Here is a 24,394-nt window from a genome sequence, read left to right as displayed (position 1 = left end):
TTTTGGTTACTATTTTTGATTACTACTCCTGTATTTTACCATAACGTTGATCAGCCTTCCTTTTTAGTTTTTATCGACCTATCACTCCCCCACAAACAAAAATTGCCCTCTCCACCTCATGGGCAGAAAGGGCAATTATGGCGATACCAGATACCTCTGTTCAGCTTACCTTAGCGAGTCTCGTAGCACGTATCGATGCGGTAGCGTATACGATGAGCGCTGTCCAGATGAGTGCGAAACCAACAAGCAGAACTGGCGAGACCGTTTCCTTGAACACAAACACACTCAAGATCAGCATGATTGTCGGCCCAATATACTGTACGAAGCCTAGTGTGGACAACGACATTCGAGCAGCCGCCCGTGCAAAGAATAACAGCGGCAGCGCCGTCACCACACCGGAAAGCAACAGTTCGAAGAACATCGGTGCAGGCAGAGTCCATGCCGTAGCTTTACCCACGATGGCCAAGTAGATCCAGTAGCCGAGTGCGATGGGAAGAACTACAGCTGTCTCCGAAAATAAGCCCACAGAAGCATCTTGCTTAATCTTCTTCTTCGCCAGACCGTACAAGCCAAATGACACGGCCAGCGAGATCGCAACCCATGGGAAACGTCCGTAGTCGATAGCGATGATAAGCACCGCGACACCAGCGATGGCAATCGCGAGCCATTGCCCACGGTTTGGCTTTTCATGAAGGAAGACAACCGCGAGCAGCACATTCAGTAACGGGTTCAAATAATAGCCCAGACTTGTCTCAACAACATGACCATTGTTAACTGCCCAGATGAAGATAAGCCAATTAATAGCAATTAGCAGCCCACTCGCGGTAAGGGACAGCAGGGTCGAACGACTGGTCAGAATGCGCTTCATGTCACCCCAACGACGTTGGACGGCAACGAAAATCCCCATAAAGACAAATGACCAGACAACCCGGTGCGATAAAATCTCGCCTGCCGGTACATTTTCAAACAACTTCCAATACAGCGGGAGAACCCCCCACATGATATACGCAATGATCGCGTTGATTAATCCATTATTCATAACTGTATCCCCTCTTATTGCTCTGATATCTCAACGGATTATACGCCTCGATCCTCGTTTAAGTAAAGGGGGTAATAGGTCATACAGGAATCCATGCCTAGTTCAAATGACTTTTTCTTTGAGCAAAAATCCCGTTTAGCGCAATCAAATTATACTTTGCGCTTTTTCTTTCTTACTCTCATAAAGAGGATAAAGATCGCCGCAAATACGACTACACCTACGATAAACAAATCAATATCTTGCTCAAACATAAACCACATTTTGTGTTCTACGTTCACTTGTTGTTTTGGTGGATATCCTTCCCCGAGTAGCTCAGTTGCTTGGTTCAAATGATTAATTTCGATGGTCAAACTGCACGGACTGCTACTTAATTCGCCATCCACTTCGCTAAAGTATATTAAGTATTTGTTACCTTCCTTGAAATCAAATCCCCAAGTGAAGTTAGTTGCGATAATTAGTTGAGAGTCAACTTCAGTATTCCAACTCCTCTCAACTTCCACTAAAATATATCTAATTTTCTCTTTGGTCCCCGTAAATCCCTCTTGCTTCAAGTCGACCTTTACTTGCTTTACTTCACCATAAACAGCTCCATCATATATTTCTAACTGTTCTTGGGGGCTTCCCGATTCAACACATGACAAAGCGTTAACATCTTGTGCATTTGAGATAAAGAACACGCTAGATATAAAAAAAATTAACGTGATTATACGAAGCTTCAGTTTTTCCACCTTCTTCTCATAATGTTAATTGGTACATCTTTATTGACCTGTTTAACAGGAAAAATGTTGCATTTTCCCTGGCCGTTAGGTGAATGAACAAAGAAGCAACCAATCGGACACAATTGTTTGCTCCATTTGTCTTTATTAAGTTATTATTCAAGACTAATCTAGAAGAAATAAAACTAAGATATTTGTCTTACAGCAAACCATAACTCAACAAAATTCAGTCCATCTTTAACTCCAGTAATTTCAAATTCCATTCCGTCGACCTGTTCATATCCTGTAGTAGGAAGCCATTCAGAAAAGAATCGTCTATATAGGGTTTCAATGGTTTCATCGAATTTATCCCATGTAAAGGGATCCGATGAAAAGATCGCCCACGTGTGTGCTGGTATCGTTATACTTGTGTAACCATCAGGTTTACTTGTTTCACCTTTAAATACACCCAACATGTATGGGAAAGTATCTTCCCCAGTTTTTTTGTAGCTACACACAGTATGCACTTTATGATAATTCGAATTCAAAGAGTTCGGTAGATCACCGGCATTTGCAGCAAGTCTTTCAACCTCGCCATTTTCGTGGCTTTGCTTCCATAATTCTGCTGGTGTCTCTACCCCGTTTAATTGAAACACTTTCTCAATTCCAAATATTTCGAAGCCTTCTTTTGTTTCGATACGATAGTTCATAGGCTCTTCCCCTTTAATTGAAATAAGGAAGGAAAGCCGAGGATAGGCTTTGAGGGCAGTCCCTTCTTCCCGAGCCATCGCTGGATTAACACCATGCAATGATTGAAAAGCTCTTGCGAATGATACCGGTGATTCATACCCATACTTTATGGCAATATCAACAACTCTCCTATCACTATTCTGCAATTCAATTGCAGCGAGAGTCAGCCGTCTTCTTCGTATATATTCCGCAAGTGAAACATTGGTAATGAACGAGAACATTCTCTGAAACTGATGTGAAGAACAATAAGCACATTGAGCAATTTCCTTCAATTCGATCTCCCCGACTAAGTTCATTTCAATATAATCCAATGCCCGATTCATCCTCATAAGCCAATCCATCTCATCCCTCCTCTCAACAAAAGTATAGTTTCGTTAGGTTTTCGTATCGCAACTATTTGTGCACAATTAAGTTTCGTATCCGTCGGAAAGATATATGTTGTAAATATCATTTTCGTTAGCTTTGACTTTTTAAGTGCCGTATTTCCTTTCCCATTCTTCACTCCATTTTTGAAAACTTTTTCCCGTTACTTCTTCCAATGTTTTTCCATCCAACGAATATGGTGCCCCATCCATTGCTGCATTTGGGAAGGATGTCCCCCCTATAACTTTGCCTTCACAAAGTAATATTGAAACTTTGGATTTACTATCGTTAAACGTTCCCAGAGGATGGTTTGTTACTGTAAAGCTATATACCGATATTTCCATCCCGAAATACTGTTCGGGTTCTACTTTTTGAACCCCCCAGGTCTGTCTATATGGTATCGTTTCCGTTATCCCGTAGAGTAGTTTGTCTTTGTTTAGAGTGTATTTCTGAACTTGACCATCGTACGAAGAAATTTTATAACCTTTTGCCTTAACATATTCTGTGGCAGTCTTTTGATCACCTGTGATCGTGAGTTCATCTGTACCCATCATCGTGACCTCGTTATTGCACCCAGCAATGATAAAAAAAACTAGCCCCATTACAATACGTTAGGTTTAAAATACACCAAGTCCCCTCCAATGTGCAGAAGTATATTCATCATTTTGACGATTTGTTCATTAACTGGTTGCGTTAATCTGCCATTACATAAACAAGGAAACAGCCAATTCCTTTGATCAGGAGTTTCCTTGTTTTATTGTCCTGTTATTTGAATCACTTCTCTTTTTCAGTTCCCAATTGAATGTCTTCAAATGGTACGTATTTATTTAGTTCAACTTCTTTATATACGCGTACATAATTGACATCAAAGGTTGGAAAAGGAGCCAATTCCTTAATTGTTAAGAGTTTCATTTCTTCAATTTCAATCTCGTTCAAACCCCAATAGGTTTGCCCCAAGGTTAAATGAGGATGATACTTATCCATTTCAAAGTAAAGGTCTAAAAGTTCTTGTGATGGAGAAATCGCTTTCACCAAATTTCGATGTAACTCGATGACATTGCTCGTTTCAACACTAAGAAATGTAACATCACTTCCAAACGATCCCGGTTCTGATAACGATAATTGAAAACTTGGCATTAAAGAGCATGTCTGTCTCACACTTTCTAACCAATGAAGATCAACGGTAAGACCACCCTGTGCTTTTACAGTGATATGAGGCTCGACTACATCATTAAGACGATTACTTGACCAACGATCACGAAATGCCACAATCTTTTCTTTATAATTATCCGGAGGGGTAATTCCAATGAAGTATTTCATATTACTGTCACATCCTTTAGCAAACTAAATAAATCTTAAAATCAAAAAGCAGCCGACCCTTTTGATCAACTGCCGAATGGTGTTCATTTCAGTAACGTTTCACTCTCCTCCAACACGAAACACACCGATTACGGTTTCACCATCTTTGTCATACAGTGGAATATCATGACCTTCTGGTGATCTGCTGTTCTGCATTGCAATAGCTTCTTCAGGTGTCTTTGGTAGCTCGCCTTCCATGTCTTTTCTCAGCAGATATCCTTCTGTACCATCCACACCCGTAGCCAAGATTAAATCAGGTTCCGTTTCTGGAGAAGTCGCATATGCGGCAGAACCATATGTCTGTCCATTCTTATTTTTAGGATAAAGAGAAGTGATGTGAAATTGATTCAGCGCATTTTTAACGTTTGTATATTGGGATAACCCTGAACCACTCGATACACTAATCATAAAAACCGCAAAGATCAATAGTATAACTCCTTTGGAATACATCTTCACAACTGTTCACTCCCTTGTACTTTTGAACTCGCAGAAATTCCAATGAAGAGAAGATGGTTTTCACATAATCACATTTACTTCCCATCTTTAGAATAATATAACATAGATTCAAAGAGTAGTTGGAAGTTGAACGATAATCCTCTAAACTGTCTAACGGTATTGCGGAACATCCCTCTTCGATAACATAAAAAAACGGACACCGATCTGTGGAGATCAGCGTCCGTTTGTATGTTCCATATTATCATTTAAAAGTGTTACTTCACTTCGCCAACAACGGTAAAGCGCTCGTTTTTGTATTGTGGATTCTCGATCTCATCAACCAAAGCAATCGCATAGTCTGCATAGCTGATGTAGCTGTTGCCTTCGCTATTCACGAGAATAACGTCGTTGCCCGCTTGATATTTGCCGGTGCGTACACCTTCTGGATTAAAGAATCCGGCCGGGCTCAGGAATGTCCATTGAATACCTGAAGATGCTTGCAGATCCTGCAAGTTTTGGCCTTGGTTCGTTGCAGTTGCTTTGTAAGCATCCGGGAATCCTGGGGATTCAAAGACACGCAATGTTTTGGACTCGTCTGTGAACAGGCTTCCTGCTCCGCCTACAACGATTAGGCGAGTGTTTGGCGCCTCTTTCAGGATGTTGATCAACGCTTGTCCTACTTCCACATGCAGGTTTTCTTTACCCGCTGGAGCACCAAATGCATTTACAACCACATCGAACGCTTTTAGATCTTCAGCTGTAAGATCGAATACATCTTTCTCCAGCGTATTCAGGCTTTTATCTTCCAATTTGGATGCATTACGAACGATTGCCGTTACTTTATGCCCTCTGTCTGCCGCTTCTTTCAAAATTACACTTCCTGCTTTGCCTGTTGCACCAATGATTGCAATGTTCATTATGATCTCTCCTTTGTAATTATCGATATTGTTTATGTTTGAACTTTATATTGTAACTATAGTTGTTACAACTAAGTTTGTCAACCATGCACAATCAGTACACGCAAAAAAGCCCCTGATATCATGCCCGTGCAAAACGGATACAATTCAGAGGCTAATCTATTAAAGGGATTGCATACTGCTTATTTAAAACAAGATTGGGAAACCGCTGTACAACTAAGTTTCTTAACAATCCTTATCCGGCACACCCGCGTCTTCCTTCGTACGGAAAGAAGATCCACAGCCACAAGTGGCTACCGCGTTCGGATTATGGATGGTGAACCCACCCGTCATACCGGATTCTTCAAAATCAATTTCAAGTCCATCCAGATATTTCAGGTTTTCCTTCTCGACTACAATCTTCATGCTCTGAATATCCATATACAGGTCCTCATCGGACTCTTTATCGTCAAAGCCCATGGCGTACGAAAATCCGGTACAACCGCCCGGTGCTACGCCAAGACGCAGGAACATACCAGGTGTCTCTTGCTGTGCAAGCATCTCTTTCAATCTGTCAGCAGCCGTTTCGCTGATGTTAATCATGCCAGGTCACTCTCCTTTTCATTAACTCTTCTTTAAATTATACTCCACCCCGTCAAGGGTCTCAAGTCATGTTTGCCTCTTTCCGCGTTCCCCCTCTACTCCTTTTTCTTCCCAGTGTATTGAACCCCCGCGACACGAGGTTTATAATGAATAGGTGGTCGCACTGAAATGTCGATATTTTGTCATGACTTATTCAGGTGACGATCATATATAGAGTTGTAATTTTTTTCACATTTCGAGACTGTCCGCAGTCCCCAATGCATATAGAGTCACAAGACTCACTTTAATGAAAAAATTAGCTTTACGTACGCAGCACACGCTGCACCGGGTAAATAAGAGTTAGTCCATATAAGAAGGCGGCAGTTGACCGCATCTTTGCTATGTAGTTCTGTATACAGATCCTACACACAACTCAAATCCGGTTAAGAACAGGAGGAAACAGTATGTCTACATTGGTAACACCGTTCACAGACAAAAGAATGGCTGAAATCGTTGAGAAAGTGCAGAACGGCGTAAGGCTGAACGTAGAAGACGGCGTATATCTGTATGAAACAGATGATCTGCTGACTTTGGGCCAGCTGGCCAATGAGGCCAACTTGCGGAAAAATGGTAAGAAAGTATATTTTATCGAAAACATGAGTCTTTATTTTACGAACGTATGCGAAGCCCACTGCGCTTTTTGTAATTTCCGTAAAGATCAGGGTGAAGAAGGCTCCTATACATTATCCGGTCAGGAAATGATCGATTATGTAGAACAGCATATTCATCCGGGTGTGCGTGAGTTCCATATTGTAGGCGGACATAATAACCATGTTCCTTTTCAGTATTATGTCGATTCCCTGCGTGCTTTAAACGAGAAATATCCGGATGTTACGCTGAAAGCCTATACGGCAGCCGAGATCGATTTCTTCACTCGCATCAGCGGACTCAGTATCAAGGAAGTTCTGCAGGAGCTGCAAAAAGCAGGTCTGAAAACATTGACTGGTGGCGGCGCTGAGATTCTGTCGGATGAATATCGCAAAAAAATGCGTGTAGACAAAGCAAACGTAGATCGTTATCTTGAGGTGCACCGTACTGCTCATAACCTGGGCATGCGTACCCATACAACGATGCTGTATGGATCGATTGAATCCTATGAGGACCGCGTCAACCATATGGTGCAGATCCGTGAATTGCAAGACGAGACCAACGGATTCATGGTCTTTATCCCGCTTTCCATGCAGCCAAAAAGTAAAAACGCGAGCATTATGCGTCGTAACTCGGCTTATGAGGATCTCAAAACAATTGCGATCAGCCGTCTGATGCTGGATAACATCGATCATATCAAAGCATACTTCATTAACATCGGTCCACAGCTGGCTCAAGTTGCCCTTGGATTCGGTGCTTCGGATGCACACGGCACAATCGTTCGCGAACGGATTAGTCATGCGGCAGGTGCACTCACACCTGAAGGCCTTACACGTAAAGAGCTCATATGGCTCATTAAAGGTGCAGGACGTATTCCGGTAGAACGTGATACGTTCTACAATGAAATTCAAGTGTACGAATAGGATATACCTCCATCCACAACCAATATTGCACCAGCACCACTCCAGAACGCAGCTTTCATTATAGGGAGACGTTTGAATTCGAGTGGTGCAAACTGCTGAATAATATCTTCAATTTTCAATGTCTACTTTTCAATTATTCAAATCATAACAAAAGGAGCAGCTATGTTATTGCATAGCTGCTCCACAGTTTACAGCCCCATTTCAGTGGGACTGATGCAGAAAGGAAGCCGAGTCATGAAAAATTTCGTCATTCTTGGAGGCGGTTATGGCGGCCTCACCATCATCAAGGAACTTCTGGAGGGTAAAATTCCATCCGATACACAAATTATTTTGGTGGACCGCAGCCCCTTTCAGGGATTAAAGACAGAATATTACGCACTCGCAGCAGGAACCGTATCTGATTATGACCTGCGTATCCAATTTCCAGTGAGCGATAAAGTCACTTACCGTTATGGAGAAGTTACTTCGATTGACCTGGAACAGCGTCAGATTGAATTTGAAGGCCAAGACCCGCTCGTGTACGACAAACTTGTCATTGGACTTGGTTGTACAGACCGTTTCCACAACACACCAGGCGCCGAAGACTACAGCTGTACCATTCAGAGCTTTAGCAAAACACGCGAGACCTACCTGCGCCTTAATGAAGTCAAAGCCTATGGCAATGTGCATATCGTAGGCGGCGGATTAAGTGGTGTCGAGATCGCAGCCGAACTTCGTGAGAGCAGACCGGATCTGAACATTAGCATTTTGGATCGTGGTGAACGTGTATTATCCGCTTTCCCGCAACGTCTATCCGTGTATGTGCATGAATGGTTCAACGAACATCAGGTAGAGACACGCGGGCATATCGCCATTTCACGTGTTGAACCTAATGCTATCTATAACCGGGATGAACAGATTCTAACGGATGCTGTCGTATGGACTGCAGGCATTCAGCCCGTAAAAGTGGTACAGGATCTGGACGTAACCAAAGACCCTCAAGGACGTGTCGTCCTGAATGAATACTACCAAATCCCGGAATATACTGATGTGTATGTCGTTGGTGACTGTGCCAGTGTACCTTATGCACCTAGCGGTCAAGCTGCGGAAGTTCAGGGTGAGCAGATCGCCCATATTCAGCATGCCCTCTGGAAAGGCGAAAAGCCCAATCCACATCCACTCAAGCTTCGTGGCACACTGGGTGCACTCGGCAAGAAGTCTGGGTTTGGGCTGATGGGCAAAACGTCCATGATGGGACGTGTACCTCGTATTTTGAAAAGTGGTGTGCTCTGGATGTCCAAGCGTCATCTCGGTTAGTCGAGATCCAGCTCGTCCCAGACATCGGCTTCGGCAATTTTGGCCAGAATGGCGTTATATAGATCTTCCACTTTGTCCGTGATGACAACTTCACCATTCACCAGTGCAAATGGAGTCATAGAACATTGGCCGCAGTTGGTGAGGCAGCCGTATTCAATCACGTCATAGTCTGGATTTTCTTCCAGTTGATCCATGACTTCATCTGTGCCAAAATGCATATTATTGGCACAAAATTCAATAATCGGTCTCATATAGGTTCACCTGCTTTGTTTGACCATTTTAATTTGTGGCCATTTGTAATATAATATAGGGGAAAGGAGTTGAAAAAAATGAGCGAAAACGCACAAAGCACCATGTATGATGAAGTAATTGATGTGCTTGACAAACTTCGTCCGTTTCTGCAACGCGATGGCGGTGACGTGGAACTGGTCGACGTGGAAGACGGCATTATTAAGCTGAAACTGGTCGGTGCCTGCGGCAGTTGCCCAAGCTCCACCATTACCTTAAAAGCCGGGATTGAACGTGCCCTTCTCGAAGAAGTTGAGGGTGTACAAGAAGTCGTACAAGTATTCTAATCAATCCTTCACGAAATAAACCTCAAGAGCCTTTCGCTTCGCATGAAGCGGAGGGCTCTTTTTTTGTGTGCATATGCAGAGAGTCCATGTTCACAGTCACCTTGACCCGTTTCCACGTACAATCCTTCAATTCACCTTTTAAGTATCCTCGCGCTGTATGGTTGGACGAATCGGATCAAGTCCTCCAGATACATCCATAATGTTACCTGTTATAAAATCGGAATGATCCAGACACAGATAAGTGATCACTCGTGCAATATCTTCACCGCTGCCTGGGCGCCCTCTTGGCGTTTCCTCGTCGGTGATGCCTGCCATTTCATCAATCGTTTTCTCTTTGTTCGCACCACGAATGTCACCTGGACATACCATGTTAACCGTAATTCCATACGGGGCTTCTTCAACGGCAAGTGTCTTTGTAAAAGATACCAGACCCACCTTGGCAGCCGCATATACGGCGCGATGAGGCCAAGATCTCGCTTCTCCAGCATGACTGAAGCCAAAATGGATAATGCGTCCCCATTGCTTGCGTCTCATCTCTGGCAATACACGCTGATCCAGTAACATCGGTCCCAACAGATTTCCCTGCACAAGCATCTGGACCTCAGCTTCAGAATATTCCGCAAATAATCGTCGTTCACGGACAAATGGACCTGCGTTATTCACCAAAATATCAATGCTGCCCAGGTTGCCTTCCACCTGCTCAACCAATGAAGAGATATCTTCCACCTTGGATATATCAGCCTGGATGGCAATGCACCGCACACCCTTGGCTATAATCTGAGCCTTTAAAGCCTCAGCTTCTGTTCTGCTGTGTACATAGTTGAGGGCAATATGACACCCTTGATCTGCCAGACTGAGGGCTGTCATTTTACCGAGACCTTTGGCACTTCCCGTTATGAGGGCAATCTTTCCCTTCACGTTCATCCCCCTCTTCAAAGAGCAGTCACTATCCAGTATAAAAGATTTATCGTCCTCCTACAACTCGCTTATCCACAAGGGATTATCCACCTTTAATTCCAAATATATCTTGATTGAAAACAAACACCTGATGAGTACGATTGGATTACTGGACCAGCATCTGTCTCTTTGGACGGTAAGGCCACCCTGGAAGTCCCTGAAAGCCATTCCTATCTGGATAAGCCCAATACCCAACGCTCGATACTTAACAGTGATGGGAAGCCTAACGGGAATGAAATCGGTAGCCTAACCAGCAATAGCGAATTCGGCTCGTGGTATGTTGTGTTTGAGTACGTGAAGACAGGTCATATCCATGATGACGATCAAAATTTGAGTGCCGAAGAACTGTTAAGCAGTTATATCCGAGGCACAGAAGAAGATAACAGAGAACTTGATCCTGAATATAGAACGTACATAACGGGGTGGGAAATCGAACCGGCATATGACAGTACCAAACATCAGTTGGTTTACTCCCTTGGTTTTAAGAATGCTGATCAGCAAGCCATGGTCAATTACAATGTAAAACTCCTGACACGCGAAGGGTATATCACAGCCATTCTGGTTACAGATACGGCTAACTTTCAACAGAGCCGCCAGGCATTCGAGGAAACTGTCCTTAATCGACTTAGCATCAATGCAGGATACACCTACGAGGAGTACAATGCTTCGACTGACAAAACATCCACCATAGGGCTCAACAGTCTTCTGATGGGCGGGATCGGATACACGGCTTCCCAGAAATTCAGTGCTCTTCTTTTGCTCAAAAAAGGATGGGCTTTGATCCTCGTTGTCGTCCTTGGGCTGATCGGTTGGATCAGATACAAAATCAAAAGCTCACACGGAGAAGAAGAGAAACTCTCTCCCTCCGAGAGGACGTACCTGCAAGAAGCGGATGAACAGCAGTATGCTGATCAAAATGAATTATCCTATTACCGCCAATCTGGGCATCCATCCAACGCGGAGAAACAAGATAAGCCCTAACCCTTCCCTTATTGATCCCCACATCAGCACAGACTTAGGAAACATAAAATAAGCCGTATATCTCTTCAGAAGAGATATACGGCTTATTTCTTAATAGCTTCACATCATATCATACATATCGTGAATTATTCAGTTGCAGGTTCAACTGCACCTTTATAACGTTCTTTGATGAATGTTTTCACTTCTTCGGAGTGCAAAGCAGCAGCCAGTTTTTGAATTGCATCTGCATCCTTGTTGTCCTCACGGGAAACGAGGATGTTTGCGTATGGGTTACCTTGCAGATCTTCGATCAGCAAAGCATCATTAGCCGGATTCAGGTTCGCTTCAAGCGCATAGTTAGCGTTGATGAATACCAGATCTGCTTCATCCAATTGACGAGGCATCATGGCTGCATCCAGCTCAATAATATCCAGGTTCTTCGGATTGGCTGTGATATCTTGAATCGTAGATGTAATATTTGTATTGTCTTTCAGCGTAATAACGCCTTCCTTCGCGAGCAACAACAGTGCACGTCCACCATTGGATGGGTCATTTGGAATCGCTACTTTTGCGCCGTCTGCCAATTCATCCAAAGACTTAATCTTCTTGGAGTATCCGCCAAAAGGTTCAACATGAACAGGTGTTACAGAAACGAGGTTGAATCCACGTTCTTTATTCTCAGTGTCCAGATAAGGCTGATGCTGGAAGAAGTTTGCATCCAATTTTTTATCAGCAAGTTGCTGGTTAGGTTGTACATAGTCATTGAACGTAACGACTTGCAGACGAATACCTTGTGCTTCCAGTTCAGGCTTGATGCTTTCCAGAATCTCTGCATGTGGTGTAGGTGAAGCTCCAACTTTCAATTCAACCGTGCGTGGTGCACCTGCTGAATTGTCTGCGCCGCTATCGGCGTCCTTGTTGTTTCCGCAAGCTGCGAGAACCGCAATCAACATAAGACTAAGTAGAGCAAAAGACCATTTTTTCATGTGTAAAACCCCTTCTCTAATCATTTTTGTCATGTGGCATCCGCATTATTGCATATCCATCATGTTATCTATGTGTTATTTCCTGGTGAAAAATGTAACCAAGCGATCTCCAGCCATCTGGAGAATTTGCACAAGAATGATCATCGATACTACTGATATAATCATGATTTCATTTTGATAACGGAAGTATCCATAGTTGATTGCCAGTGTTCCCAGACCTCCACCACCAACCATGCCCGCCATCGCCGTATAGGAGACAAGCGTAACAATGGTAATGGTTATCCCAGCAAGCAGACCAGGTAACGCTTCAGGCAGTAATACCCGTCTTACAATCTGTCCGGTCGATGCACCCATCGACTGTGCCGCTTCAATGACACCCCGATCAACTTCTCGCAACGTCGTCTCCACCAATCGAGCAAAGTAAGGAGCTGCTGAAATAACTAAAGGTGGTATAACACCTAACACTCCTGTAGCTGTACCGACGAGTGAACGAGTGAATGGAATAAGAGCAACAATCAATATGATAAATGGGACTGAGCGCAAAATATTCACAATCAGGGATAGTATAGTGTACACTGCCCGTGACTTAATCGAAGCAGATCGGGCTGTCATGAACAGCAGAACTCCGAGCGGTAAACCTAAGATAACGGTGAACAAGCCTGATACACCCAAAATTTGCAGTGTCTCAATAGAGGCCTTACCAACCTCTTCCCAGCGAACTGTTGAAAAATCCATCTAACGAAGCACCTCCACATCAAGTCCCTCAGCGGTTAATTCTGATATCGTCCGATCAATCGCATTTGAATCACCCTCGAACCGAACGGTCAGCTGCCCATAAGGAACCTGTTTAATCGTAGAGATTGTACCTTGCAGGATGGCAAAATCCACACCCGTCTTACGTACCGTCCTGGACAAAATCGCTTCATACGTTTTGTTACCCAGAAAAGATATCTTCACAAGTTTGGAAGCAGCACCTGCCTGCAATTCAACGCCTGCATTTGCCAGAGCGGTCTCTTCCAGAGCAAGTCCAGCTTCATGGTCACGCATCATGAAGTCCCGCGTAATCGCATGCTGCGGCTTCAGGAACACGTCTGTTACAGGCCCTTGTTCCACAATGCCACCTTGATGAATGACAGCCACCTTGTCACAGATGTTCTGAATGACATGCATCTCATGTGTAATCAGCACAATCGTAAGGTTGTACTTTTCATTAATGTCGAGCAATAACTTCAGGATTGAATTTGTCGTCTGCGGATCAAGTGCCGAAGTAGCCTCATCACAGAGAAGTACATTTGGATCACTTGCAAGTGCTCTCGCAATCCCTACACGTTGTTTCTGTCCACCCGATAATTGGGCCGGATATTTGCTGCTATGGTGCTCCAAACCAACCAGTGCGAGCATTTCCTTCACTTTGCGATCAATGGCTTCCTTGGGTGTATTCACAAGTTTTAGCGGAAAAGCTACATTGTCATATACCGTTGCCGAAGATAACAGATTAAAGTGTTGAAAAATCATCCCGATTTTGCGTCTCTGTTGCTGCAATTCGGTTTTGCTCAGTTCAGTCAGGTTGATCCCATCAACCCATACTTCACCCTCCGTAGGCCGTTCCAGCAAATTAATACAGCGAATCAATGTGCTTTTGCCCGCTCCGGAATGGCCAATCACTCCGTAAATTTCACCCTTTTGGATGCTCAAATTCAGCTCGGATAACGCTGTTGTAGATTTTGCCCCTTTGCCGTACGTTTTCGTTAAACCTTTTAATTCAATCAATCGCACTTGCCCCTTTCCAACCACCTACATGTATCTTTACCCGATCTAAAGGAAAACTCCCCTTAAAGTACAAAAAAAGAGCCCTTTGCAGATACAAAGAGGGCTCTTCACGTGAAAGAATATACCTTCTCATCTGCCAAAATCGTGTCTTGCACCATTTTGTAGGAATTAGCACCTAACATCTATAACGAATGATACATGTATCATGTCGTTACAAATCGGTTGCCGGGCTTCATCGGGCCTGTCCCTCCGCCGCTCTCGATAAGAAATATGTTGTTGTAGGATTTTATAAGTTCATGTAGTTTATGCTTTATAATGTGAACGTAACTTCCGAAATATCAGTTATATCCGTGTAACTTTCGATTGAAACTCAGTATATTCCAAGTATTCCGATTTGTCAAAGGGAATTATTTCTTTTCCATATTTTGTTGATATAACTATAAGAGGCCGTTAACGTTTCACAGACCATATCGACGCCCTGACGCATTTCCTGCACATGCTGATTCAGATCCTCCAATTTCACTTTACCTTGCAAGGTCTGGTGTAACTGCCACAGGTCATCGTGCATTTCGGAGTTCATGTAGTGAATTTCCATATTACGTCGTTTGCGCAGCTTGCTCATCGGTTCACGATAAGAGTCCTTGATCTGTATTAATTGCAACGCAAGATCATGATGCTCCCTCGCATAATCGAACTGCCTTAACACAGTAAAATAAGAAAAATGCGCTTTGGTATTTGAAGTATTCAACTGGAATATTTCATTCAATACCGTGCCCACTTTATCCAGAATGGCAAAGCAGCGGATAAAGCCATCTTTGTAGAAATACACATACCGAGCATACTCGGCTTTTTCAGTCGGCGTCATATCATCCGTTGAACCTGCAACGACCTTTTTGCGAAAATGAGCAGCAGCGAAACAGCTTTGCTCCAGTTCATCCAGTGAGGAGATGAGTCCCTGAGTCCACACATACAGTTTCCGATAGTCATGCGTGGGATCATGGTCCACATGCATTTGTCGTTGAAATAGCTCAAGCGTATGCGCCATTGCGTCCATCGCTGCCTTCAATTTACCTTCGTTTATACGTGGCTTTTCCCCCAACAACGTTCGCAGCATATCTAACCTCCTCTTTTCCAAATCAACAAGAATTCATCACCGTAAACGTAACACATCATCCATTCCGTGTAATTACTGCTTGCCATAGGTTGCCCTGATCCCTCTGACATCAAACAAAGTCCACCTGTCCAATGATGTACATCACTGGATGGTGGACTGAAGGAATTTAGAACCGATTAACCGGGCGATGCAGCTTGTACACCAGGAAACTCATATACGTTAAGACCCCGAACAATATGGCGATATCCAGCATATGCGCGAGAGCTACGAACATGTATACTTCCGGACGGCTCATCGTAAACATCATGGAGATACCGATGACTACTTGCATCAGAATGAGAACAACGGATATCACGCCAAGGGTCCGCATTTCCTTGTTATCCGGATGATTCCGATATGCGAAATGACCCAGAATGGCGATAACAATCACGAGCGACGCAGCAGCTGCACGGTGAGCAAACGCAACCGCTACCCCACCCGAAAGCTCAGGAATAATCTGACCGTTACAGAGCGGAAATCCGGAGCATCCGCCGGCAGAATCCGTGTGACTTACAAATGCACCCGTGTATACCACGAGATATGTGTAAATGGTGGAGAACCAGACCAGATTCCTGAATTTTTTGCTAACCCGAGGATATTTATTCAGGCGCTCCAATCCGCCATCTTTGGCCTCTTGCCTTATGCCCAGCGCCATCATTAGAGAACTGGCAAAAGCAATCAGTGCAAAGCCAAAATGCAGTGCCATGACTGCTGAAGATTGAGAGAAGACAACGGCAAAAGCCCCCATGATTCCCTGGACGATAACAAATACCAGAGTTAAGAAAGAAAACAATTGCAGGTCACGACGTGACTTGCCAAACCGCAGAAAAGCGACAAACGAGGCAATGGACAACAGTCCAGCCAGTGCACTTACAGCGCGATGGGAATATTCAATGAGTGAAGCCACAGTATGTGCGGGAACGAGTTTTCCGTTACATAAAGGCCATTCTGTTCCGCAGCCAAGGCCCGATTCCGTTTTGGTTACGATACCTCCACCAAAAGTGGCCAGAAACATGACAAGACAGGTTAATACGGTTAACCATTTAAACAAAGTTAAGTGTTTCAATTTTTTCTCACCCGCTGTTGGTTTAAGATGGCGAAGAATATTCTCCGCTTGTTTCGGTACTTTGACACTTATTTCACAACTAAATTCATTATAACGGATAAAATGTTCATTGACGTCGCGCTTTGTGACAAAATGTTAACGTCTGGTGAAATAATGACCGACAGGTCATTGAAGTTATGTAATTGAGGGATATGCCAGTTGAATTGTGTCTTAAACTGAATCCTTAACACACAAACGCCATTTCCCTATTTCAAGAGAAATGGCGTTCTTTTTATTATACCCTTTTACAACATGAACCTGTCATACTTTTATATAAGTTCAATGAAATATTTACACAATAACGGAGAGGACAGAAATAACCAGAAGAAGCGGAGCGTTCGCCTTTATCCCCGGATTTCTCCCCTTTATAAAAGGGATCAAAGAAATCTGGGGATAACAGCGATCGGAAGGTTATTCTGGCATCGTAGTGCCTGTGTGATATTCATCATTTGAACTTATATAACATTATTTATGGATCGTGTTGTACACCTCAACTGCGCGATCCAAGAACTGCTCAATCTCTTCTCTCGACTTGCGCAGCTTGTTCACATACCGTACGAGTTCGCGGCCATCTGTATACGCCACAAAGCTCGGAATGCCAAGAATATTCTGCTCTTCACTAACGGTTCCAACCTGATCCACGTCGACCTCAATCAAGGTCAGTTCACGTGCATATTTCTCTTCAACCTCAGGCATAAACGGATCGATGTATTTGCAGTCACCACACCAGTCTGCCTTGAATACGGCAATCGTCAAACGTGGGGATTGGATGGCTACATCAAAAGCCGGTTTGGAAGTAATCTGTTCCATTCGGTCATCTCCCTTTCTGTACCTTGTCTTACCCTAAGTGAAGCAAATTGGCGAGTGGAAGTCAAATAATCAGCGCATACTTAGAATAAACCACATGGTCTGTGAATTTAAACCCAGAACATCATGAAAGGATGTCACATCATGACTTCCACCAGAACCGATTCTTCCAGCGAACAACATCACGGGTCCCTCCTGCAGATGGTCCGTTCCATTCCGGGTGCTGCCCGGGAAATCTGGCGTGGCAAACAGGCTGCGTGGCAAGCTTCTGCACAGCTTCGTCACCCTTTGCGTGACATCGAGTGGGATACAGATACGGCAGCTGCCTTACAGTCTGAGGTGGAGCGTTTGTTACCTGCCAACGGCAAGTCTTTTGCACGCACGGACCAGGTTCAAAGCGCACTCGTCTGCGAAGAAGATTGCATCATTCTGGAAGAGATTAAGACACTGACCCAGGAGCATAATCGGAGTAATATCACCCGCACGGCAGCCTATCTGGCATGTTATGAGCAATATCCCGAACTGCATTGGGCACTGCTGGCTCATATGGTCTCTCGCAACGGCGGATATCACATGACAGATCTTCAGAGTGACTTAATGCATAATCTACAGAATCAAAGCGATCGCGAGCATATGTATCGGCTGCTGGAGCGGTGCAATGCACTCATTTTCCAGGATGCATATCCCCAGCTACTGCTGTATATGAACAGTCGCCGGATCGGACGAAGCTGTTTCCATCTCTTGTCGCACTTTCACGTATCGGCGTTTATGACGCCGTTTTGGGAACGCTTTTGGCTGGAACGATGCAGTTCACTGCTAAGTGTGGCATTAATTATTAATGAGCAGAACTATATCGAGAGCCGGGTGGTGCAGCATCCTTATTTTCAAAAAGAAGTACTATCCAAACTCGCATTCCATCTGCATAATCTGGCCGGTCTGAATCATATCGTCTTTCCTCTTGGACGGGGAGCAGGACTCGCAGGACGTGTCATTGAACATTTTGGCAAGTTGGATGAGCGAATCATGTTTGGCAAAGGCCTATATGCACTATTGTTTGGCATCGAGCAAGTACACTCACAAGTGTTAGAGTTTGCACGTTCGGTTCCCCATCGTGGGTCGCGCGCTGAATATTGGCCTGGGCTGTTTACTAATCGTGAAGACGAGGCGGGTGAACATACACTTTATGCTCAGGAGCTCCTGGATGAAGAATGGCTACCCGAAGGGCAACGATTGTATAGTCCGGAACTGCTCTCTGTATGGGGAGACACGCCTTATGAACCGATCACCAGACAGGACTGGCTTCAGACACGGGATTGTCTCGGTTATCTCACCGCACCGCGTCGGCCATGGCTCTTTGAGATGAGTCACGAACACCGGTATGGCATGCTGAAAACAGCACTGGCTCATGATGCTAAAGCCATCACACACTAAAGCTGAAGATCATATAGAGCAGGCAAAGATGGGTGATGTGGATACCCCGATGTACCGCTAATCCTCGCTTGCGGGGCTAATGTCGAGTTCAGTCGCTCAGCACTCCTTAACTATATAAAAAGCCCTGTCCGCTTAACAGCAGACAGAGCTTGTATCCTATTTTCACAAAATATTGGAGCTTGAATGATGCTCCTTGCATTTTTAACCTCTTTGCCCAGCTCCACGTTGAAGACGCATGAGTGGACGAAGAATTTTTTGCAGAATACGGGGGTAACTGCCCAGTTCGTCCTTGCGCAGTACACGCAGCACAACCATGAGAACCAGATACACCACCACAACAAGCACACCAACCACAAGGCAGGTAAGCAAGAAGGATACACGCGCTGGCAGGAACAGTCCAAAGATCGTATTGCCAATCCAGTTCGTTGCAAATCCTACACCTGCTGCAAGCAAGACTGTAATGATAAATCCTTTCCAACGATCTCCCATGATGGAGAAATCAACGATTTTACGAAGGACCCGCAGATTCAAGTACGTGATGACCAAGAAGCAGAGGGCCGTTGCAATAATGATGCCGTAAATGCCGAAGATCGGCGCCAGAATCAGACTTGCGATCAGTTTGATCACAACACCTGCTGCGACACTGATCATCGTAATCCGCGGTTTCCCTACCCCTAGTAAAATAGAGTTGGTGGTCATCATCGTAATCTGGAAAATGGTACCGAATGTTAACAAGGCAATGATCGGCGTTCCATCCAGATTGGTAAACAGCAATCCGTTGACCGAATACGCTGCCGCACAAAGTGCAATGACAATCGGCATACCTGTCAGAATCGAAATGCGCAACGCAAGTGTAACCTGACTTTTCAGATGCGCTTCATCCTTGCGGGCAAATGCTGCCGATATGACAGGCACCAATGATTGACTCAAAGCGATAGCCAGAATCGGAGGAATACCCGCAATACTTTGGGCTTTCGCACCCAGGATCGCAAGTACACCAGTCGCTTCTTCGAGTCCGATCTGGCCACTAAGCAGTGGTACCACAAGGGATGAATCGATAAAGTTAATGGCTGGAACCGCAAGTGAGGACAACACAATTGGTATAGACAGCTTGAAGATATCACTGTAGATACCTCGCATTGGTAACTGCTCTGCACGCTCGTAATTCAATTGGGCCGCACGGTCGCTACGACGCAGCTTCAAGGTGAAGTACAGCATGACACCGAAGGCACCCACACTTCCTAATACTCCACCAAATGAAGCACCCGCAGCAATCGTTTGGTCATCATAATTCCATTGCAGCATGACATAAGCCACGATAATGGCTGTACCTACACGGGCGAACTGTTCCACGATCTGTGAAATACCGCCTGCTGTCATGTTGCCGCGTCCCTGGAAATATCCACGCATCATCGCAATGGCCGGGAAGAGCAACAACGCTGGAGCCAAGGCGCGAATGGCGCTGACTGACTCCGGTACTTTGGAGACATACGTGGCATAATAAGGTGCCGCGAACCACAACAAAGCAGACATGACTACACCGGCCACAGCGGCAAAGATCAGGGCTGCACGGTAGATCTGTTGGGCTTCACTCGCGCGTCCGAGCGCATAACGTTCCGATACCATTTTACTAAGTGTACTCGGTATGCCCGCCGTTGCTACAGTTAACAGCATTAAATATACCGTATTGGAGATCGTAAACGATGCGTTACCGATATCGCCGAGGATATGCTCCAGCGGCACCCGTTGAACCAATCCGAGTACTCTTGCGATCAGCGCAGCGGCCGCCAGAATGAGCGTACCCCTAATGAATGTTTCTTTCTTAGACAAACGAATTCCCCTTCTTTCCTCCACACCGGACGTGCATCCCGTTGAAGCTAATCCTGAACGTTTAGGCGAATCTTACCACCCAGATAATAAAGAGAACAATCATGACGATTTGCAAAATAATTTTCATCACAGTACTCGTAAATAGCCCCACAACGGAACCAAATCCAACTTTCGACGCTTTGGAAGGTGAAGACCCTCCGATCAGTTCCCCGATAAAAGCACCGATAAATGGTCCCAGCACCAGTCCAAATGCCGGAATGACAAATGGCCCAATGATAACACCAATGGTACTCAACGTGGTCGATAACTTGGAGCCACCGAACTTCTTCACACCCCATGCGCTGACGACATAATCAGCCACAAACAACACAACAACAATCAGAATCTGAATGATCCAGAACCACACACCAAACGGATCAAAGCTGAAGAACCAGCCGTAGACCAGAAACGCAAAAAAAATCGCTACAGCACCAGGCAGTATGGGATATACCGTTCCAGCCATCCCCACTGCAAACAGCAGTACAATTAAAATCCAGGCAACGGTTGCGAGCAAAGGTTACTCCCCCTTCAAAATATGTTCACGGATCACTTCGACGATGCCGTCTTCATTGTTACTCGCTACGATCAGATCAGCCGCTTCCTTTACCTGCTCCTGCGCATTGCCCATCGCTACACCAAGACCTACCGCCTCAATGACAGCCAGATCATTCAAACTGTCTCCGACAGCAACAACTTCTGACATCTCAATGCCCAGCAGCTTGCAGACTTCGGCTACACCACTTGCTTTGGATACCCCAGCAGGGTTGATCTCAATATTAACGGGTGAGGAGTTGGTCATTTGCAGACCGCCCATTTGTTGCAGTTCCATCATGATCTGGTGACGCACTTCATCCACTTCGGTATTGAAGCCGAATTTCAACCATTCCAGACCTTCAATATTGTCCGTCCAGCGGTCACGATTAAACAGTTCTTCCACGGAGTATGCCCAGTACCAGCTGTTATATTTCTCACCAATCTCCTGCATTTTGCGAATCAATGCCGGGTCCATCAGATGACGCATATGCAGATCATGCGGTGCTTTCCAGACCTCACTGCCGTTAACGGTAACCATCGGTGTTTCCAGTCCAAGCTGGACCGCATAAGGCATGGCGTGGAATACCGCTCTTCCCGTAGAAAGGCACACATGTACACCCCGACGAATGGCAATTTGAATCCACTTGGCGGTCTCCTGTGTAATTTCATGATTATCGTTAAGTAATGTTCCATCCATATCCAATGCAAGCAATTTGTATTTCAGTTCACTCATACAGTAGTTCCTCCTAGGTTGTCTCTCTCCAAATTGAACTCATGGATATCCATTCAGGCACTACGCGGGCAGAAAACCTTTCGAGTCGTAGTATATTTGTTTTAGAATTACCTTTTTCTTTAGTGTATTGAGATTATACGAGGTAATCGTTACGTGTACGGATCGTCTTCCGATCGCTGTTGTCTCCGAATTTTCTAGATTCTCTCTTCTTAAAGGTTAGAAATTCGGAGACAAAGGCGAACGCTATCGCTTCTTCAGATCGATTCTCGATTCCGTCCCCTTCACTACATCACCTTTGTATTTAGAGCTCATAACACCTAACATCAAGAAGGAAATTCATAAACAAATTTCCCTTCTCTAGGTCCTTTCTGCCCTCTCCGTTCCACAATGGTTCTCCAGTTCAACTTAAAGGTTCTCTTTATCTATTTTAAACATTCTTTCACAACAAGATCGCCCGGCACCCGTAACAACGGACGCTCCGGACGTCACAGCTAACGACATTTTACCACAGATCATCTGTATGCAACAAAATAACCCGTAATCGGCTGGATGACGCTACATTATCATTTTATATTGCATATCTTATATCCGGTTGCCCTTGTAAAAGTAATACGACCAGACACGCAAAAAACCGCCTGCGATGCAGACGGCTTCTTGTAATTTTGTTTATTCATCTGTTATTCACTTAAACTTCCATTACCTTGCCGCGAATTTGCGACGAGCGTAACGGAATACGATGCCATGTTTCGGTGACAGCAGCAGTGCAAGAACAAACAAAATTCCAGCAACAGCTACCATGCAGCCCGCGATGGAAGCATCCAGAGCGTAAGCCATGATGTAACCTCCAACCGAGGATGCTGCTCCGATCAGGACGGCATACAGAATCATTTTGCCCAGACGATCTGTGAGCAGGTAAGCCGTTGCCGCAGGTACAATCAGCATGCCCACAACGAGAATCGAACCAACACTTTCAAATGAAGCTACGGACGTCATGGAAACGAGTCCCATGAGCAGATAGTGGAACAGCACTACTGGAATGCCGCAGGCCGCAGCCAGCGCCGGATCAAAGGCACATAGCTTAAACTGTTTGTAGAACAGCCCAATGACGACAAGGATGACTAGCAAAGTAATACCCAGCATCCAGACTGCCCTCGGCCCGACATCCGTACCTCCAAGGGTTAGTGTATCCCACTGTACATAAGCGATCTCACCGAACAAAACACAGTCCAGATCCAGATCAATATGCTGGGCGTTCAGACTAATCAGAATGACACCTACTGCGAAGAGTGCAGTAAACACAATTCCGATCGAGGCATCAGACGACAGTCCACCCGCCTGCAAACTCTGTATGAAGAACACCGTCAGTAGTCCAAACACCGTTGCACCAAGTAGCATCCATAACGAATCTCTGGAACCACTCCACAGGAAAGCAATCGCAATACCGGGGAGAACCGCATGGCTGATCGCATCACCGACCAGAGCCATTCGCCGCAGAATCAGAAAACAACCGAGGATGGCGCAGGCAGAAGAAACCAATACGGCCGTTAAGATAATCCAAAACGTTGCCATTACATTCCCCCCCGTTCCTGCTGATTTCGCTGTGTGGCGAGAGTCTGAAGTGTAGCCCGCTCTTCACGCATATACGCCGATTTTGCCTGAATACTGCGCAACCGTCGAGCTAATAATCCACGACGCGGAGCCAGCAAGGCTGAACCGGCAAACAACACCGTAGCCGCAAGAACGGTTACAGGTCCTGTCGGCAGATTAGGTACAAGCGTACTGAAGATCGTGCCTGTTGCACCACTCAATGCACCAAATATGCCTGCCAATACCACCATCAGTGCAAGTGAGTCGGTCCAGCAACGTGCCGCTGCTGCTGGAGTTACCAGCAACGCCGCAACAAGCACCACACCAACGGCCTGAATTCCGGCAACTACCGCGATCACCGTTAAGAGCAAAATGAGCTGCTCTAACATAGCAACCGGCAGTCCCATACCACGTGCAAATCCCGGGTCAAAACTCACCAGTTTGAATTCCTTGAACCAGGCAAGACAGGCAATCAGTAATACGAGACATACGCCACCCATGACATACACATCCGTCATGACCATGGATGCCGCCTGCCCAAACAAATATTTATCGAGTCCGCTTTGACTTCCGCTCGCCCCATGCTGGATGCGCGTCAGCATCACTACACCAACCCCGAAAAATACGGTCAGCACAATTCCCATCGCCGCATCCTGCTTGATTCGGGAGTAGCGCGTAATCCACGAGATTCCGAAGGTAGCGACAATGCCAGCCACCAGAGCACCGAACAGGAATAATCCGACCGACTTCGTTTCCGTCAACATAAATGCAATACAGATCCCAGGCAGAGCAGCATGAGCAAGGGTGTCCCCCATCAGGCTCTGTTTACGAAGAAAGGTGAAGGAGCCAATAATCCCGCTACTGAATCCTAACAACAGACAGCCAAGCAATATCCAACGTGTATTGGGGTCAGATAAGATGGCAACGATCCAGTTCCACAT

General features: G+C 45.2%; 26 protein-coding genes and 1 riboswitch. Of the genes, 5 read left to right on the top strand and 21 right to left on the bottom strand.

Features of this window, described 5'->3' with window-relative positions; all coding sequences use genetic code 11:
• Positions 1-160: 160 nt before the first annotated feature.
• From rarD to J2Z28_RS14150, 8 genes are all read right to left on the bottom strand, one after another.
• Positions 161-1,039 (bottom strand): EamA family transporter RarD, encoded by an 879-nt coding sequence (gene rarD / locus J2Z28_RS14185; RefSeq protein ID WP_211082969.1) that lies wholly within the window; start codon positions 1,037-1,039, stop codon positions 161-163.
• A gap of 149 nt (positions 1,040-1,188) precedes the next feature.
• Positions 1,189-1,767 (bottom strand): hypothetical protein, encoded by a 579-nt coding sequence (locus J2Z28_RS14180; protein ID WP_211082968.1) that lies wholly within the window; start codon positions 1,765-1,767, stop codon positions 1,189-1,191.
• A 173-nt stretch (positions 1,768-1,940) separates the two neighbouring features.
• Positions 1,941-2,825 carry an AraC family transcriptional regulator gene (locus J2Z28_RS14175; protein WP_211082967.1) on the bottom strand — a complete coding sequence of 295 codons (885 nt, stop codon included), beginning with the start codon at positions 2,823-2,825 and terminating at the stop codon, positions 1,941-1,943.
• A gap of 129 nt (positions 2,826-2,954) precedes the next feature.
• The gene (locus J2Z28_RS14170) at positions 2,955-3,401 is read right to left on the bottom strand and encodes a hypothetical protein (protein WP_244988287.1); all 447 of its coding nucleotides are present in this window, start codon (positions 3,399-3,401) and stop codon (positions 2,955-2,957) included.
• Between the two features lie 220 nt (positions 3,402-3,621).
• Positions 3,622-4,167 (bottom strand): 2'-5' RNA ligase family protein, encoded by a 546-nt coding sequence (locus J2Z28_RS14165; RefSeq protein ID WP_211082966.1) that lies wholly within the window; start codon positions 4,165-4,167, stop codon positions 3,622-3,624.
• 99 nt (positions 4,168-4,266) lie between these two features.
• Positions 4,267-4,632, bottom strand: coding sequence for a hypothetical protein (locus tag J2Z28_RS14160; RefSeq protein ID WP_211082965.1), 366 nt, complete (start codon positions 4,630-4,632; stop codon positions 4,267-4,269).
• 284 nt (positions 4,633-4,916) lie between these two features.
• Positions 4,917-5,558 carry an NAD(P)-dependent oxidoreductase gene (locus J2Z28_RS14155; protein WP_211082964.1) on the bottom strand — a complete coding sequence of 214 codons (642 nt, stop codon included), beginning with the start codon at positions 5,556-5,558 and terminating at the stop codon, positions 4,917-4,919.
• A gap of 225 nt (positions 5,559-5,783) precedes the next feature.
• Positions 5,784-6,140 (bottom strand): HesB/IscA family protein, encoded by a 357-nt coding sequence (locus J2Z28_RS14150; RefSeq protein ID WP_017692416.1) that lies wholly within the window; start codon positions 6,138-6,140, stop codon positions 5,784-5,786.
• 443 nt (positions 6,141-6,583) lie between these two features.
• On the opposite strand from J2Z28_RS14150, the gene mqnE reads away from it, so the two are divergent.
• Together mqnE and J2Z28_RS14140 are read left to right on the top strand one after the other, a co-directional pair.
• Entirely contained in the window at positions 6,584-7,690 is a 1,107-nt protein-coding gene (gene mqnE / locus J2Z28_RS14145; RefSeq protein ID WP_047841294.1) for an aminofutalosine synthase MqnE, read from the top strand.
• Positions 7,691-7,924: 234 nt separating this feature from the next.
• Positions 7,925-8,986 (top strand): NAD(P)/FAD-dependent oxidoreductase, encoded by a 1,062-nt coding sequence (locus tag J2Z28_RS14140; RefSeq protein WP_036605751.1) that lies wholly within the window; start codon positions 7,925-7,927, stop codon positions 8,984-8,986.
• On the opposite strand, the gene J2Z28_RS14135 is transcribed toward J2Z28_RS14140, so the two are convergent.
• Entirely contained in the window at positions 8,983-9,237 is a 255-nt protein-coding gene (locus tag J2Z28_RS14135; RefSeq protein WP_036605750.1) for a YuzB family protein, read from the bottom strand. The genes J2Z28_RS14140 and J2Z28_RS14135 overlap by 4 nt on opposite strands.
• Positions 9,238-9,315: 78 nt before the next feature.
• On the opposite strand from J2Z28_RS14135, the gene J2Z28_RS14130 reads away from it, so the two are divergent.
• A complete protein-coding gene (locus J2Z28_RS14130; protein ID WP_017692412.1) occupies positions 9,316-9,561 on the top strand; it encodes a NifU family protein in 246 nt (81 codons plus the stop codon).
• A gap of 138 nt (positions 9,562-9,699) precedes the next feature.
• On the opposite strand, the gene J2Z28_RS14125 is transcribed toward J2Z28_RS14130, so the two are convergent.
• Positions 9,700-10,479 carry an SDR family oxidoreductase gene (locus tag J2Z28_RS14125; RefSeq protein ID WP_036673331.1) on the bottom strand — a complete coding sequence of 260 codons (780 nt, stop codon included), beginning with the start codon at positions 10,477-10,479 and terminating at the stop codon, positions 9,700-9,702.
• 144 nt (positions 10,480-10,623) lie between these two features.
• Here J2Z28_RS14125 and J2Z28_RS14120 point away from each other — a divergent pair, with 144 nt between their 5' ends.
• Positions 10,624-11,499, top strand: a complete 876-nt coding sequence (locus J2Z28_RS14120; protein ID WP_342357505.1) for a DUF2167 domain-containing protein — start codon at positions 10,624-10,626, stop codon at positions 11,497-11,499.
• A 125-nt stretch (positions 11,500-11,624) separates the two neighbouring features.
• On the opposite strand, the gene J2Z28_RS14115 is transcribed toward J2Z28_RS14120, so the two are convergent.
• The 6 genes from J2Z28_RS14115 to J2Z28_RS14090 all read right to left on the bottom strand — a co-directional run bounded on the left by J2Z28_RS14115 (position 11,625) and on the right by J2Z28_RS14090 (position 17,302).
• Positions 11,625-12,464, bottom strand: a complete 840-nt coding sequence (locus J2Z28_RS14115) for a MetQ/NlpA family ABC transporter substrate-binding protein (protein ID WP_211082962.1) — start codon at positions 12,462-12,464, stop codon at positions 11,625-11,627.
• Positions 12,465-12,539: 75 nt separating this feature from the next.
• Positions 12,540-13,199 (bottom strand): methionine ABC transporter permease, encoded by a 660-nt coding sequence (locus J2Z28_RS14110; RefSeq protein WP_211082961.1) that lies wholly within the window; start codon positions 13,197-13,199, stop codon positions 12,540-12,542.
• On the bottom strand, positions 13,200-14,234 hold the full coding sequence (locus J2Z28_RS14105) for a methionine ABC transporter ATP-binding protein (protein WP_036673323.1): 1,035 nt from the start codon (positions 14,232-14,234) through the stop codon (positions 13,200-13,202).
• A 126-nt stretch (positions 14,235-14,360) separates the two neighbouring features.
• Positions 14,361-14,502: riboswitch (SAM riboswitch) on the bottom strand.
• Positions 14,503-14,631: 129 nt separating this feature from the next.
• The gene (locus J2Z28_RS14100; RefSeq protein ID WP_017692405.1) at positions 14,632-15,348 is read right to left on the bottom strand and encodes a Cthe_2314 family HEPN domain-containing protein; all 717 of its coding nucleotides are present in this window, start codon (positions 15,346-15,348) and stop codon (positions 14,632-14,634) included.
• A 166-nt stretch (positions 15,349-15,514) separates the two neighbouring features.
• On the bottom strand, positions 15,515-16,402 hold the full coding sequence (locus J2Z28_RS14095; protein WP_244988302.1) for a COX15/CtaA family protein: 888 nt from the start codon (positions 16,400-16,402) through the stop codon (positions 15,515-15,517).
• Between the two features lie 555 nt (positions 16,403-16,957).
• Entirely contained in the window at positions 16,958-17,302 is a 345-nt protein-coding gene (locus J2Z28_RS14090; protein WP_017692403.1) for a thioredoxin family protein, read from the bottom strand.
• Between the two features lie 141 nt (positions 17,303-17,443).
• On the opposite strand from J2Z28_RS14090, the gene J2Z28_RS14085 reads away from it, so the two are divergent.
• A complete protein-coding gene (locus tag J2Z28_RS14085) occupies positions 17,444-18,730 on the top strand; it encodes a DUF2515 family protein (RefSeq protein ID WP_211082959.1) in 1,287 nt (428 codons plus the stop codon).
• A gap of 201 nt (positions 18,731-18,931) precedes the next feature.
• Here the strand turns inward: J2Z28_RS14085 and J2Z28_RS14080 are convergent, their stop codons facing one another.
• The 5 genes from J2Z28_RS14080 to J2Z28_RS14060 all read right to left on the bottom strand — a co-directional run bounded on the left by J2Z28_RS14080 (position 18,932) and on the right by J2Z28_RS14060 (position 24,394).
• Positions 18,932-20,560 (bottom strand): putative polysaccharide biosynthesis protein, encoded by a 1,629-nt coding sequence (locus J2Z28_RS14080; RefSeq protein WP_074096383.1) that lies wholly within the window; start codon positions 20,558-20,560, stop codon positions 18,932-18,934.
• Between the two features lie 61 nt (positions 20,561-20,621).
• Positions 20,622-21,062 carry a DUF456 domain-containing protein gene (locus tag J2Z28_RS14075; RefSeq protein WP_047841365.1) on the bottom strand — a complete coding sequence of 147 codons (441 nt, stop codon included), beginning with the start codon at positions 21,060-21,062 and terminating at the stop codon, positions 20,622-20,624.
• Between the two features lie 54 nt (positions 21,063-21,116).
• Positions 21,117-21,866, bottom strand: coding sequence for a Cof-type HAD-IIB family hydrolase (locus J2Z28_RS14070; protein ID WP_047841303.1), 750 nt, complete (start codon positions 21,864-21,866; stop codon positions 21,117-21,119).
• Positions 21,867-22,562: 696 nt separating this feature from the next.
• The gene (locus J2Z28_RS14065) at positions 22,563-23,435 is read right to left on the bottom strand and encodes a metal ABC transporter permease (protein ID WP_047841304.1); all 873 of its coding nucleotides are present in this window, start codon (positions 23,433-23,435) and stop codon (positions 22,563-22,565) included.
• Entirely contained in the window at positions 23,435-24,394 is a 960-nt protein-coding gene (locus tag J2Z28_RS14060) for a metal ABC transporter permease (protein WP_211082958.1), read from the bottom strand. Before J2Z28_RS14060 ends, J2Z28_RS14065 begins: the two co-directional genes overlap by 1 nt.

This window comes from Paenibacillus xylanexedens, assembly GCF_017874615.1.
GTDB lineage: Bacteria > Bacillota > Bacilli > Paenibacillales > Paenibacillaceae > Paenibacillus > Paenibacillus xylanexedens.
This window is presented reverse-complemented; position numbering and strand designations above follow the sequence as displayed.

Bases quoted from the DNA above. Each gene is read 5' to 3' on its own strand.
- rarD (WP_211082969.1), bottom strand. From the start codon at position 1,039: ATGAATAATGGATTAATCAACGCGATCATTGCGTATATCATGTGGGGG.
- J2Z28_RS14175 (WP_211082967.1), bottom strand. From the start codon at position 2,825: ATGGATTGGCTTATGAGGATGAATCGGGCATTGGATTATATTGAAATG.
- J2Z28_RS14170 (WP_244988287.1), bottom strand. From the start codon at position 3,401: ATGATGGGTACAGATGAACTCACGATCACAGGTGATCAAAAGACTGCC.
- J2Z28_RS14165 (WP_211082966.1), bottom strand. From the start codon at position 4,167: ATGAAATACTTCATTGGAATTACCCCTCCGGATAATTATAAAGAAAAG.
- J2Z28_RS14155 (WP_211082964.1), bottom strand. From the start codon at position 5,558: ATGAACATTGCAATCATTGGTGCAACAGGCAAAGCAGGAAGTGTAATT.
- J2Z28_RS14150 (WP_017692416.1), bottom strand. From the start codon at position 6,140: ATGATTAACATCAGCGAAACGGCTGCTGACAGATTGAAAGAGATGCTT.
- mqnE (WP_047841294.1), top strand. From the start codon at position 6,584: ATGTCTACATTGGTAACACCGTTCACAGACAAAAGAATGGCTGAAATC.
- J2Z28_RS14140 (WP_036605751.1), top strand. From the start codon at position 7,925: ATGAAAAATTTCGTCATTCTTGGAGGCGGTTATGGCGGCCTCACCATC.
- J2Z28_RS14135 (WP_036605750.1), bottom strand. From the start codon at position 9,237: ATGAGACCGATTATTGAATTTTGTGCCAATAATATGCATTTTGGCACA.
- J2Z28_RS14130 (WP_017692412.1), top strand. From the start codon at position 9,316: ATGAGCGAAAACGCACAAAGCACCATGTATGATGAAGTAATTGATGTG.
- J2Z28_RS14115 (WP_211082962.1), bottom strand. From the start codon at position 12,464: ATGAAAAAATGGTCTTTTGCTCTACTTAGTCTTATGTTGATTGCGGTT.
- J2Z28_RS14110 (WP_211082961.1), bottom strand. From the start codon at position 13,199: ATGGATTTTTCAACAGTTCGCTGGGAAGAGGTTGGTAAGGCCTCTATT.
- J2Z28_RS14100 (WP_017692405.1), bottom strand. From the start codon at position 15,348: ATGCTGCGAACGTTGTTGGGGGAAAAGCCACGTATAAACGAAGGTAAA.
- J2Z28_RS14095 (WP_244988302.1), bottom strand. From the start codon at position 16,402: ATGTTTCTGGCCACTTTTGGTGGAGGTATCGTAACCAAAACGGAATCG.
- J2Z28_RS14090 (WP_017692403.1), bottom strand. From the start codon at position 17,302: ATGGAACAGATTACTTCCAAACCGGCTTTTGATGTAGCCATCCAATCC.
- J2Z28_RS14085 (WP_211082959.1), top strand. From the start codon at position 17,444: ATGACTTCCACCAGAACCGATTCTTCCAGCGAACAACATCACGGGTCC.
- J2Z28_RS14075 (WP_047841365.1), bottom strand. From the start codon at position 21,062: ATGGCTGGAACGGTATATCCCATACTGCCTGGTGCTGTAGCGATTTTT.
- J2Z28_RS14070 (WP_047841303.1), bottom strand. From the start codon at position 21,866: ATGAGTGAACTGAAATACAAATTGCTTGCATTGGATATGGATGGAACA.
- J2Z28_RS14065 (WP_047841304.1), bottom strand. From the start codon at position 23,435: ATGGCAACGTTTTGGATTATCTTAACGGCCGTATTGGTTTCTTCTGCC.
- J2Z28_RS14060 (WP_211082958.1), bottom strand. From the start codon at position 24,394: ATGTGGAACTGGATCGTTGCCATCTTATCTGACCCCAATACACGTTGG.